The organism is Colwellia sp. MEBiC06753, from assembly GCF_053470325.1.
In genome coordinates this window covers 50,970-63,350 of the sequence record NZ_JBQMTM010000002.1, presented here as the reverse complement: position 1 = coordinate 63,350, position 12,381 = coordinate 50,970, and the positions used below count along the sequence as shown (strand labels likewise).

At 41.2% G+C, this 12,381-nt stretch carries 10 protein-coding genes; 8 read left to right on the top strand and 2 right to left on the bottom strand.

What is annotated here, in order from left to right; all coding sequences use genetic code 11:
• Positions 1 to 115 precede the first annotated feature (115 nt).
• Both ACOB82_RS02145 and ACOB82_RS02140 read left to right on the top strand, forming a co-directional pair.
• Positions 116 to 664, top strand: coding sequence for a hypothetical protein (locus tag ACOB82_RS02145; protein WP_448211295.1), 549 nt, complete (start codon positions 116 to 118; stop codon positions 662 to 664).
• Positions 665 to 1,024: 360 nt separating this feature from the next.
• Positions 1,025 to 1,750, top strand: coding sequence for a YebC/PmpR family DNA-binding transcriptional regulator (locus ACOB82_RS02140; RefSeq protein WP_448211294.1), 726 nt, complete (start codon positions 1,025 to 1,027; stop codon positions 1,748 to 1,750).
• A 96-nt stretch (positions 1,751 to 1,846) separates the two neighbouring features.
• Here the strand turns inward: ACOB82_RS02140 and hldE are convergent, their stop codons facing one another.
• A complete protein-coding gene (gene hldE, locus ACOB82_RS02135) occupies positions 1,847 to 3,274 on the bottom strand; it encodes a bifunctional D-glycero-beta-D-manno-heptose-7-phosphate kinase/D-glycero-beta-D-manno-heptose 1-phosphate adenylyltransferase HldE (protein WP_448211293.1) in 1,428 nt (475 codons plus the stop codon).
• A gap of 57 nt (positions 3,275 to 3,331) precedes the next feature.
• Between hldE and lpxL the strand changes: the two genes are divergently transcribed.
• Entirely contained in the window at positions 3,332 to 4,270 is a 939-nt protein-coding gene (gene lpxL / locus ACOB82_RS02130) for an LpxL/LpxP family Kdo(2)-lipid IV(A) lauroyl/palmitoleoyl acyltransferase (protein WP_448211292.1), read from the top strand.
• A 55-nt stretch (positions 4,271 to 4,325) separates the two neighbouring features.
• Positions 4,326 to 5,030 (top strand): TcpQ domain-containing protein, encoded by a 705-nt coding sequence (locus tag ACOB82_RS02125; protein ID WP_448211291.1) that lies wholly within the window; start codon positions 4,326 to 4,328, stop codon positions 5,028 to 5,030.
• Positions 5,031 to 5,097: 67 nt separating this feature from the next.
• Here the strand turns inward: ACOB82_RS02125 and glnE are convergent, their stop codons facing one another.
• Positions 5,098 to 7,962, bottom strand: coding sequence for a bifunctional [glutamate--ammonia ligase]-adenylyl-L-tyrosine phosphorylase/[glutamate--ammonia-ligase] adenylyltransferase (gene glnE, locus ACOB82_RS02120; protein WP_448211290.1), 2,865 nt, complete (start codon positions 7,960 to 7,962; stop codon positions 5,098 to 5,100).
• A 171-nt stretch (positions 7,963 to 8,133) separates the two neighbouring features.
• On the opposite strand from glnE, the gene ACOB82_RS02115 reads away from it, so the two are divergent.
• From ACOB82_RS02115 to ACOB82_RS02100, 4 genes are all read left to right on the top strand, one after another.
• A complete protein-coding gene (locus ACOB82_RS02115) occupies positions 8,134 to 9,132 on the top strand; it encodes a hypothetical protein (protein ID WP_448211483.1) in 999 nt (332 codons plus the stop codon).
• 15 nt (positions 9,133 to 9,147) lie between these two features.
• Positions 9,148 to 10,053 (top strand): DUF350 domain-containing protein, encoded by a 906-nt coding sequence (locus ACOB82_RS02110; RefSeq protein ID WP_448211289.1) that lies wholly within the window; start codon positions 9,148 to 9,150, stop codon positions 10,051 to 10,053.
• Positions 10,054 to 10,101: 48 nt separating this feature from the next.
• The gene (locus tag ACOB82_RS02105; protein ID WP_448211288.1) at positions 10,102 to 11,793 is read left to right on the top strand and encodes a polyamine aminopropyltransferase; all 1,692 of its coding nucleotides are present in this window, start codon (positions 10,102 to 10,104) and stop codon (positions 11,791 to 11,793) included.
• A 160-nt stretch (positions 11,794 to 11,953) separates the two neighbouring features.
• Positions 11,954 to 12,367, top strand: a complete 414-nt coding sequence (locus ACOB82_RS02100) for a YjfI family protein (RefSeq protein WP_448211287.1) — start codon at positions 11,954 to 11,956, stop codon at positions 12,365 to 12,367.
• The last annotated feature ends 14 nt before the right edge of the window (positions 12,368 to 12,381 follow it).

Genomic DNA, 12,381 nt, shown 5'->3' with positions numbered 1-12,381 from the left:
CGAAATTAATTCACGTATTACGTGTTTTTTTATCGTTTGTCAGTTATCGGCGCTTTTCCTAAAGTTAACGTGTCACCACTTTGGTGGTCGTTCATTTACTTTAGGAGAAAATGTTATGAACAAGTATATCGTAAAAGCCACACTGTTAGTTGCTGTTGCCACATTTGTTGGTATTAGTGCAAATACGGTTGTGGCAAATACTATGGATAGCTCAACCAGTTTACGAGGTTTAAAAGTTGCCATTGTCAAAGACGCTATTGGTACACAAGACATTGTTTCTGGGGACTATCGCTCAGGCTTAAACAAAATTGCCTCAACAACTGCTAGAGTAGCCTCGCCTTACGATCAAGCAATGGGCGCTTGTGTTGCCAATATTAAACTCAAAAAACTAGCGCAAGCCAATAGCGACTGTAGCCAAGCCATTAATGCTATAGACGAAGTAAGCGGTCGCAGTCGCCAAAAAGAATTTCTAAAGTCAATGGCTTATAGCAATCGTGCGATTGTCCGTTATCTTGCCCAAGATAATATTGGCGCATTAGACGACTTAACTAGCGCGCTGCTCGTTGACGATAATGAAATAGTCAAAAGCAATATCATGGCGTTTAAACATATTAATGCTAAAACTTCAGATAGTTTATATAGCGCTACAATTTATACCGAATAACATTAACGACCAAAGGAGCAAGTCATGTTACACAATTCAATGAACAAAATTCGTTATTCAATTTCATTTTTATGGCATTTAAAAGATATTGATATTAGCCAATGGGAAGTTGAACAACCTCAACACCAGCGACAACAATACTAATAAAAAGGTGAAAAAATGCAGCAGTTAACTAACGGTATGATTGCCGATAAGTCGGCAATCATATTTTTGATTTAGCCAAACTCTTTACTTTCCGACCTAATTTTTAATCAAAAAACGATAAAAATTAAATCTGTTTTGACCTCGACACTAGAATTTCCCTACCACTCACTGTTAAAATCTAGCGATTGATTAAATTATTAGATAGTAGCGTTTAACATGGGTAGAGCTTACCAAAACCGAAAAGAATCCATGGCCAAAACGGCCGGCCAAAAAACCAAAGTTTATTCAAAATACGGTAAAGAAATTTACGTTGTTGCCAAAAATGGCGGTACCGATCCTGATACTAACTTATCACTTCGTCGCTTAATCGAAAAAGCGAAGAAAGATCAAGTACCTACTCACGTTATTGAAAATGCTATTAAAAAAGCATCTGGTGTTGGCGGCGAAGATTATGCTGAAGCACGTTACGAAGGCTTTGGCCCAGGTAACTGTATGGTTATCATTGACTGTTTAACGGATAACGGCAATCGTACCATTAAAGATGTGCGTCAATGTTTTACTAAAACTAATGCAAAAATTGGCTCTACTGGCACGGTATCGCACATGTTTGATCATCAAGCAGTATTTGCTTTTAAAGGCGAAGATGATGAAGCGGTATTAGAAAATTTGATGATGGCAGATATCGATGTAACTGATGTTGAGCTTGAAGATGGCATTATTACTGTTTATGCACCGCATACTGAGTTTTATAAAATTAAAACTGAATTTGCTAACAGCATGCCAGAGTATGACTTAGAAGTGGAAGAAATTACTTGGGTTCCACAAACTTATACTGAAATTACCAATGAAGATGATATTGCTAATTTCGAGAAATTTATGGCAATGTTAGAAGATTGTGATGACGTGCAAAACGTTTATCACAACGCTGATTTACCTAACTAAGATAGGCAGCACTACTGAACATATAAAAAAGGCGCAAACTGCGCCTTTTTTATATCTCTGTGTTTTTACACCATTCACTCACATTAAGATCGGAAGTTAATCTTCTAAACGTATGGTATTAATAATTTCTGTGGTTGAAATTCCTTGTTCAAAGTTTAACACTTTAACTTCACCACCAGCGGCAATCACTTCCTGCCCTCCTGCAATTTCTTCGACTTTATAGTCACCGCCTTTCACTAAAATATCAGGCAGAATGTTTGCAATAATGCGCTGTGGCGTGTCTTCGGTAAATTCTACTACCCAATCAACAGCGCCTAAGCCAGCTAAAACTGCCATGCGACGATCGCAGCGATTAACCGGACGACCTTCACCTTTTAACCGTTTAACTGATGCATCGCTATTCACCGCAACAATTAATCGCGCCCCTAACTCTTTTGCGTTTGTTAAATACGACACATGACCGGCATGTAAAATATCAAAACAGCCATTAGTCATAATAATGGTTTCACCGCGAGCCTTCGCTGCATCAACGGCAATTTTTAACTGATCTTCAGTCATCACACCAAAGCCGCTTTCTTGTCCGCTTTGAACAGTCGCGAATAGTTCAGCTTCACTCACCGTTGATGTACCAAGTTTACCAACAACAATACCAGCAGCAATATTTGCTAGTGCTGATGCTTGGGTATATGACGCCTGTGCAGCTACGGCTAATGCTAAGGTTGCAATGACCGTATCGCCAGCACCAGTAACGTCATAGACTTCTCTGGCTTGAGTCGGTAAATGCAGCTCTTCTTGATCTTTTCTCAGTAAGGTCATGCCTTGTTCACTGCGAGTAATTAATAACGCTTCAAGCTCAAGCTCAACCAGCATTTGCTGGCCTTTATCAACAATTTCCCGCTCATTAGCACAAGCGCCAACCACAGCTTCAAACTCTGACATATTCGGGGTTAATAATGTTGCACCTTTATATTTATCAAAGGCACTACCTTTAGGATCAACGAGCACTGGGACATTAGCCGCTTTTGCTGCTTGGATTAAGGTTTGAACATCAGATAACGTGCCCTTGTCATAGTCCGACAACAGCAGCACATCATGGTTAGCAAGCTGTGCAGCAACATCTTGGTTAAAGCATTGTTTATTTAAGCTTGCTAAAGATTCTTCAAAATCTAAGCGAATGAGCTGCTGATTTCGGCTCATCACTCGCAGTTTAGTAATAGTGGGTACTTCAGGTTGGTGGCTAAAAGCACAGGCAATATTCAATGCCTGCAGATGAGTATTAAGAATGTTTGCCGCTTCATCTTCACCAGTAATTCCCGCTAACGTTACTTGGCCGCCTAGTGAGGCAATATTTAGCGCCACGTTGGCTGCGCCGCCTGGGCGGTCTTCATTATGATTTATTTTAACTACAGGTACAGGAGCTTCAGGAGAGATGCGCTGTGTCGGCCCCTGCCAATAGCGATCTAACATAATATCGCCAGCTACCAAAACGCGCGCTTGTTTAAAAGCGGGAATATCTACTTTCATCCTAACTTCCAAAAAGAATATAATGTCAATAGTTTACCATGAGTAGAAAAAGATCGCGTGAGCAAAAATAAAGTTTTACAACCTAACTTCAAATTATCATTTCTGTTACCTAAATATTGGCTCACTTGGCTTGGCGTCTTTGTTTTATACAGCATTTCTTGGTTACCATTTAAGTGGCAATTAGCGCTTGGCCGAAAAATTGGACAGCTGATGTATCGCATAGGCGGTACTCGCAAAAAAGTAGCCGACACCAATTTAAAACTTTGCTTCCCTGATATGTCAGCCGAGGAGCGCGAAAAGCTACTTAAGAAAAATTTTGAAAACACCGGTATTGCCCTATTAGAAACGGGGATGGGCTGGTGGTGGCCAGACTGGCGAGCTAAGCGCAAAGTTAAAGTCATTGGCCTTGAGCACTTAGAACAATCACAAGCCGACGGTAAAGGCATTTTACTGCTAGCCATGCACTATTTAACCGTAGAGTTTTGTTGTCGTGGTATCGGTTATTCCAACCCTATGGTGGTATTTTATCGCCCACACAACAATGAGCTGATGGAATATTTTCAATTTAGAGGTCGAGGCCGCTCTAATAAATACATGCTAGGTAAGCGCGATGTTCGTGGGTTAATCAGCGCCCTGCACGATGGCGAAACTTGTGTTTATTTACCGGATCAAGATTACGGCCGCAGTCGCAGCTTATTTGTGCCATTTTTTAATGTACCGGATGCTGCCACCACCACCGGCACATTAATATTTGCCCGTCAGCCAAACGTTAATACCCACATGGTTATCCCATTAAGAAATGACGATGGCACAGGCTATACCATCGAAATACTGCCAGCCATGGCACCATTTACTGAAGACGATGATGAAGCAGATGTTATACGTATCAACCAAGCACTTGAGCAAGCAATTTTACGTAAACCGGAGCAGTATATGTGGTTACATCGACGCTTTAAAACAAGACCAAATAAAACCGACCCATCATTGTATAAATAGCGTAAATTCAGTATGGTAGGCTTGTTTATCACCTATTAAGTAAAAACGTAAGTGCATGAGCTTTTGGATTAGAAACGGCATTTTTGCCTTAATATTGTCGACATTAGCCTATATTTTACTGACCAATCATGAGTTGATCTTATCATTGGGCGGTGAAAGTAGCAGTGACGCCAAAAAAGAGGCGCCTCCGGTCATCGATGATGTCCCGACTAAACCAGTTCAAAGCTACAATGAACCAGAAAAAATTGTCCAAAAGAATAAGGCCGCAGAAGGTTTATCGCGTTTTTACGCCAATTTACAAGGTGAAGACGAAGATGAGGAAGGCCCGAAAATTCGCAACAACGTGGTATTTTTAGACGAACCTAAAGGCGATTTAGAAACACTACTGCAAGCCAAAGCCATGGTTACCCGACCGCTTAAACCTAACTGGCAAAGTGATAAAGTAAATAGACCATTTCGCCAAGGTTTTACCTTGTTACAGAAGCTAATGGAGTATGCCGAAGACGAAGGCTTAGAGGTTATTTGGCGCCTTAATCGTGATCTAATCATTAAAGATCCGTTTAGAATCGACAAAGACATACTGCAAACGGCTTACCAAATTGGTGCTGGCATTTCTGGACATTTCCCCGAAGGCGTTTCCGTGTATTTTTGTTATCAACAACGAGCAATAGTCTTTAATACGGGGCCGAACGAATACTTAGATACTGAGTGTCGTTTGCTTACCTCAAAGGCTGCACCTGCCAATACCCGAAGTTACTAGGCGCGGGCAAAAATACTAGCGTTTAATATCCAATAACCTAGTATCCAATAACTTAATATCTGATTACTTAATTTCCCATAAACTGTTGCCAAATACCCCAGACAGGTGATGCCAACGACTTAAACTCTACCGCGCTCAGCTTGGCATCACTATTATTTAACACGGCTCTATGCCCCATATTACGTAACGCACAATAGCAGTTGATTAGTGCGCTTGATTGCTCAGGCGTTAATAACTGCACTTGTGTTAATTGCTCAAAGATGCGGACATTATCAGAATATTCAGTCAATGTTGGCTGCTTAGCGCTATTGGCTAACACTAAAAATTGTGCCAAAAATTCAATATCAACCAAGCCCCCCTGTGCATGTTTAATATCAGAAAATTCATCGGTTGATTTATCCAAATGACTGCGCATTTTATTACGCATTTCAATAACGTCACTTTTTAATTGTTGTGGGTTTCGTTCCATCGACAAAATTTGCTGACGAATATCATCAAAACGTTGTTTGATTGCTTGATGGCCATAAACAAAACGCGAACGCACTAATGCTTGATGCTCCCATGTCCAAGCCTCCTGTTGCTGATAGTCTTTAAATGAATCAACATGAATAACCAAGACGCCTGAATTACCAGAAGGGCGTAATCGCATATCCAGCTCATACAAAATACCGCTACTCATTCGCGTATTAAATATATGCATAATTTTTTGCGCTAGCTTGGCATAAAACTGCATGGCTGAAATTTCCTTTTCACCATTAGTTATATCATTAGCGTCACTTTCATGTAGAAACACTAAATCTAAATCTGAGCCATATCCCAACTCAATACCGCCCATCTTGCCATAACCAATCACAGCAAACCCTTTATGGTGTTGACCAAGCGTAGATTTTGGCTGACCAAAACGCTTAGTCAATTGTTGCCATGCTTGTTGCACCACCTCGGCAATGATAGCTTCTGCCAATGCAGTTAAGTGATCACTCACTTTCATAATAGGTAAGACACCACAAACATCGGCAGCAGCGATACGCAATTGTTGCGCTTGTTTAAATTGTCTAAGCGCATCCATTTGACTTTCTACGTCGTCTTCAGGAATACGTAACATCGCCACCTGTAAGTCTTTGGCATATTGCCCAAGCTCTGGCGGATTATTCAATAGCTTAGGATCAATAAGTTCATCCAACAAAATTGGGAACTTAGCAATATAGTCACATATCCAAGCACTTTGCTCGCATAGGCGAATTAACTGGATCAACGCCCCTTCGTTCTCAAATAAAAGCTCTAAATAAGCGGTGCGACTAACAATTTTGGCAATAACTTTGAGCACGCGAGGCAGCACCAACTGGCCCTGCTCGACTTGATGAATTCGCCATAAAATTCTTGGCATCAATTTATCTAGTACCTGCCTGCCACGCTGGCCAATAGGACGATTATCGCAATCGTCTTTAAACGCGATTAAATCATGCCACGCTTGATCTTCCTGCCAATTGCTCGCCACTTGTTTTTGCCAGTCAAGCCCGTCACTAATATCTTGTAAGTCAAACCAAAGGTTTTCCCAGCTTAGCGATATATCTTGATGATTCGGAGCTTCCTCACCAATTAATAAGTTAAATTCTCGATGAACATTAGCTAAATGCTGGTTTAATTCAGTTAAAAATAACGACCAATTTTCGAATCCTAAAACATGGATTATGCGTGTTTGATCGATAGCGCAATCCGGCAGCGTTTGCGTTTGTTTATCATCCAGTGCCTGAATAATATTTTCCACTCGTCGTAAAAATAAATAAGCATTGGTTAATGTTGTTGCCGCGGTTTGTGGAATCACCTCATGTTCAACTAACAAAGGTAAAACCGTTAATAATGAACGTTGTTGTAATTGCGCTACCCTGCCGCCTCGAATTAATTGAAAGACTTGTACGATAAACTCAACTTCGCGAATACCACCAGCGCCTAACTTGATATTGTTCACGAGTTGTTTGCGACGCACTTCTTGCGAAATCATCATTTTCATTTTTCGCAAACTTTCAATCACACTAAAGTCAATGTATCTGCGATAAACAAACGGTCGTAACATCTTGGTCAGTTTTTCATGATAGTGTCCTTCACCAATTAGCCGCGCTTTTAACATGGCATAACGTTCCCAATCACGGCCCTGCTCTTGGTAATAATCTTCCATCGCTGAAAAGCTCAGCACTAAAGGCCCACTTTCACCAAAAGGCCGTAAACGCATATCAACTCGATAAACAAAGCCATCAGCGGTTTGCTGATTCAGTGCTGCAATGAGCTTTTGCCCTAGTCGAGTAAAATAGGCATGGTTGTCTAACGACTTACGTTGGCCTACCGTTTCGCCGCTTTCAGGGTAAACAAAAATTAAATCGATATCGGAAGAAAAATTAAGCTCTTTCCCCCCCAGTTTACCCATGCCATAAACCAGCAAGGGTTGCTCTTTTCCTTTGGCATTAACTGGCATTCCCCAGCGTTCTTGACAAAAGTTCGATAGCCATTCCAAGGCCGATAAAATTAACGCATCAGCCACGCCCGACAATCGTTGCAGTGAAAGAGTTAACGGCACATTCGCGACTAAGTCACTCACGGCAATATCCACCATAAAGCAATTGCGACATACCCGAAGTTGCTGGTGAAGTTGCTCTTCGGTAGTACAACTTGCTAACGCCTGTTTAATCCGTTTTTGATAATCAATGACATCAGTGTTGCTGAAATCGATTTCCGCAAACATAGCTAATACAGGTTCAGGAGATAGTTCGATAGCACGAAACACAAAATCACTTAACGCTAAAGCCTGACTTAAAGTGGTTAACTGAGCATCACTTAACCGTGCTAGTTGCTGAGGATAATTTGCTTGTAATTGCTTGAGTCGTCCTTCGGCCAATGTACTTAGTTCGGCCGGTAATGGGCGATATTCACAATTTGTCATTATTTTTCCCTTCAATAATGGTTAAAGGAATGCTTTAATCGTCAAGTTTTCCCGACACTGACAGTTAAACTGAGTAGAATAAACAAAAGACTCTGTCATTACGCTCAGAATGGACATATTATGTCAGCAGTGTTATTAATGAATGATTACCATAGCATTTTAAAGGATGAGATGGCACAAATGCAGATATTTCGAATTGCAATTTTCACCCTAGCTATTTTACTTGTTGGTTGTGGCGATCCGGTCAAAGAGCAAATAACCGCTCAAATTCCATTAACCGAACAACGAGTTCAACAGTTAGGCAATATGCTGGATAATGGCGAAGTTCGCAACGCTAAATTCATTGGCCAATATGCCGACAAAATTATTCAGCTAAAACCTGAATTAACCGAATTAGCGAATGAGTTTAAAAAAGATGCGACCTCACAAGGGCCGATGTATCGGGCGCTTGTAGAACGCGTTGATACCGTTAAAAATCAACCGCAAATGTTTGGCAGCTCACAAGCGAGATTCGAAGAACTAGTCAATATTTATCAAGCCGCCGATCCGGTTTTATTTTCCGATGCCCTAAGTGACCCACTTAATGTGTTAGCCGACATGTCTGGCGGAACACTGCCACGTATTAATGCCATGTCACGGGCACAAAGTATCGCCGCTAACAATGCCCAAGACTTTGGTTTAGGCGAACAACTTATTGGCAACCCTGCCTATGGCCAATGGCAAACTGACAGTAATGGCATGTCGTTTTGGGCTTGGTATGGCATGTACCGAATGTTAGGCGATGTTATGGATCTCGGTTTTGGCCGACGCGGTCGCTTGTATTACAGTGATTGGGGACGTTATCGCAATTACAGCTATTATCACGACTATGGCCGCTCTCGCTACAGCTCGCCCACCCAGCTGAATAAACAAACGCAGCTTGAAACCCGCACGCGAAAATCCTTTGAAAGTCGCGGCCAAAAATTTAATAGTGCATACAGTAAAAACCGAAGCGGTGCTTCTGGGGTATCAAGCCAAAGTAAAACCGCTCAGGCGAGCGCCAATCGCTTTAGAACAAATTCAACAAATAAGAGCAGTTATGCCAGTAAAACTTCATCGTCATATGGTAAAAATGCCAGCTTTAGAAACAGCAGCAGTAGTACCTCACGCGGATTTCGTCGCGGTAAATAAACTAGGAGAGTTAATATGTTAGATACCTTATTTGAAATTACTGCGTTAAATACTAATTTACTGATGTTTTTAGCAGTCGATATTATTATCGCCATTATATTGCTGAGTGCTATGCGCTTTATTTCTGGCATTTCAGCACAAGTAAACACCACAGATGAGCTGTCAAAACAGGATAACTTTGCCTTTGGTATTAGTGTCGCAGGCTCTATTGCCGCACTGGGCATTGTCTTGACCGGTGCAATAACCGGTGAAGCTGCACCAAGTTTATTAATGGAAATTATCGGCATGACCAGCTATGGGGTCTTAGGCCTAATTTTAATAAAAGTTGGCCGTATTGCTCACGATAAATTAGCGTTAAATCAATTGGATAAAACCGCGCAAATTAAATCGGGCAATATTACTATTGGTATTGTTGATGCCGCTGGCGCAATTGCCACGGCGATTGTCGTTAAAGCTGTTCTCGTTTGGGTTTATGGCATAGATTTAAATACTTTTATTGCAATCATCTCAGGCTTTATTACCTCGCAAGCCATTCTGGTTATTGTTACCCGTATTAAAGAGCGACAATACGCTAAGAACAATCAAGGTGACTCCTTACAAGAAGCCTTTGAGCAAGGCCAAGTCGCGCTAGCTATTCGCTATGCGGGTCAACTGATCAGCACCTCGTTGGCAGTAACCGCGGCTAGCTATTTCTTCGCTTACAACCCAGATACGTTAGTAGCCAATTTATTAGGCTGGTTAACATTTGCCGTAATCATGACCTTGTTAGTATCGCTGCTAACGACCATAGCAAAACGTATTATTTTGTGGGGCATTAATTTGGTGGAAGAAGTTGATCAACAACACAACGTGGGTGTGGCTAGTATCGAAATGGCGATAAGCATTGCCATTGCGTTAATCCTAACTGGGCTAATGGCCTAGCGAAATTAGCATCAACTATCAGCTAAAAATACAATCTATTACAATAAAATGAATAATAAACGTCGTCTAATTATTGACGACACCATCCTAATTTTGACCATGGCCGTACTTGCTGGCTGTGGTCTTATTTACGAATACCTATTGTCTCATTACGCCGGTCGTGTGCTCGGGGTAATGGAAAGCACCATCTACACTATGATCGGCCTAATGATAGTCGCAATGGGGCTTGGCGCCTTTGCCGCCAGAAAAATTCGTTGTGCCTACAACGGCTTTGTATGGTTGGAAGCAACCATTGCCCTACTCGGTTGCAGCGCGATTTTAATCATTGGTGGCGCCATTGCCATTACTCAACTATTGCCGCAATTAATTGCCGACACCTTTCATTTGCCCCCTGATGCCCTACCTAAAGGTGGAATCTTTAACACATTAAGTTGGTTAGCGCTGAAACTGCCTTATGTCTTTGGGGCATTACTAGGCTTTTTTATCGGCATGGAAATTCCGTTAATTGCCCGCATTCGTGAGGATTTACACCAAAAGCACTTAAAAAATAACTTAGGTACTATTTATGGTGCCGATTACATTGGTGCGGGCATTGGTGCTGCCATTTGGGTATTGCTGCTACTAGCTATTGATATTAGTAAAGCAGGGGCAATAACTGCTGCATTAAATTTATTTGCTGGCAGCGTTTTTATCGCTCGATACTGGTCACAACTAAACTGGCGAAAAACTTTAATCTCGTTACATGTTCTATTGGCCATTGTTATGGTCATTACCTTTCAATTTGGTAATGGCTGGCTTAATAAAATGAGCAATCTGCTGTATTTGGATGAAGTCATTTATACCGATAACACAAGATATCAGCAGCTTACCTTTACCCAGCGCAATATGGGTATGAATAACGAGCCAGTAATTAATTTCTATCTCAACGGTCGATTGCAATTTTCATCATTAGATGAACAAATTTATCATGGCTATCTTGTTTACCCAGTGCTGGCGAGCGCTGCACGAACCGATAATATTTTAATTATTGGTGGCGGAGATGGTTTAGCGCTAAGAGACGTGCTTAACTGGGGCGCTAAGCATGTCACTTTAATTGACTTGGATGAGCAGCTGTTAACGTTATTTAGCCAACCACAGCAGCACTTACCACCGGCCTTAGCGTCGAAAATAGAGCGGTTGAATCAAAGCAGTCTGACTAACCCAAAGGCTAAAGTTATTGGCGCAGACGCGTTTATAGCAATCGATCAATTAATTGCCGAACAAGCTAGTTTTGATGCGATTTTAGTAGATTTACCTGATCCTAGTCATCCAGACTTAAATAAGCTGTACTCGGTGAACTTTTATGCGCGATTAAATCAGTTGCTTGCAGCCGACGGGATTATCGGCATTCAATCAACCAGCCCTTATCATGCTAAAGACTCGTTTATTGCCATTGGCAATACTGTGGAAGCGGCAAACTTTAATCATGTTCAACAATATCATGACAACGTTCCCAGCTTTGGTGAATGGGGCTGGACCATAGCCAGCAAAACCGGGCTATCACCTTATCAGCGCCTAGCAAAATTAACCGCACTGCCAGTAGCTCATTCATGGCTTACCTTAGACTTAATGTTGGCAGCATTTAATTTCCCCAATGAATTTTTTGCTAACAAACAATCCATTGGCATTAACTATTTAGGCAGTCATACTATTTATCAGTTGCATCAGAAAGCTTGGCGCGACCAGCAAGGTATTAATTAATCGCGAGGCTTTTACCTATTTGTAACAACACGTAAAATTTTCAAACATCACATTGACATATTATGTCATAGTGCTAAATTAACCACATTGACATAATATGTCGATAAGCATTCAGTGACGTATTCGCCACTTTGCTAGTTATTAACACATGAGGAAAAGCATGAATATCCATAAGATAGCTGATCATTTAAATGCGCTAGCCGATAACTCTGAAACCGGGATGGTTTTTGACTGCCAGCCAATATCAGGTGAAGTTGATGTGCTGCAAATTACCGTTGAAGAACGCGAAGAGTTACCGATATTCGTTTCAGTTACTGACGATCAAATTTTATGCATTACCTACCTTTGGGGTAGTAATGAAGTTAAACAAGACAAAATTAACGAAATGCACGAATGTATGTTGGAAATGAATATTCCGATGCCACTATCGTCATTTTCAAAAATTGGTGATAAGTACGTGATTTTTGGCGCGTTATCAATTAATTCAGCATTTGATGATATTGAACATGAGCTTGCGGTATTAAGTAATAACGCCATCGAAATTATCGATGATATGAGCGACTACTTAATTTAACCATCATTTAGGAG

Excerpts from the sequence above, each read along its gene's own strand:
- ACOB82_RS02105 (WP_448211288.1), top strand. The coding sequence starts at position 10,102 with ATGAATAATAAACGTCGTCTAATTATTGACGACACCATCCTAATTTTG.
- ACOB82_RS02115 (WP_448211483.1), top strand. The coding sequence starts at position 8,134 with ATGGCACAAATGCAGATATTTCGAATTGCAATTTTCACCCTAGCTATT.
- ACOB82_RS02100 (WP_448211287.1), top strand. The coding sequence starts at position 11,954 with ATGAATATCCATAAGATAGCTGATCATTTAAATGCGCTAGCCGATAAC.
- ACOB82_RS02110 (WP_448211289.1), top strand. The coding sequence starts at position 9,148 with ATGTTAGATACCTTATTTGAAATTACTGCGTTAAATACTAATTTACTG.
- ACOB82_RS02140 (WP_448211294.1), top strand. The coding sequence starts at position 1,025 with ATGGGTAGAGCTTACCAAAACCGAAAAGAATCCATGGCCAAAACGGCC.
- glnE (WP_448211290.1), bottom strand. The coding sequence starts at position 7,962 with ATGACAAATTGTGAATATCGCCCATTACCGGCCGAACTAAGTACATTG.
- ACOB82_RS02125 (WP_448211291.1), top strand. The coding sequence starts at position 4,326 with ATGAGCTTTTGGATTAGAAACGGCATTTTTGCCTTAATATTGTCGACA.
- ACOB82_RS02145 (WP_448211295.1), top strand. The coding sequence starts at position 116 with ATGAACAAGTATATCGTAAAAGCCACACTGTTAGTTGCTGTTGCCACA.
- hldE (WP_448211293.1), bottom strand. The coding sequence starts at position 3,274 with ATGAAAGTAGATATTCCCGCTTTTAAACAAGCGCGCGTTTTGGTAGCT.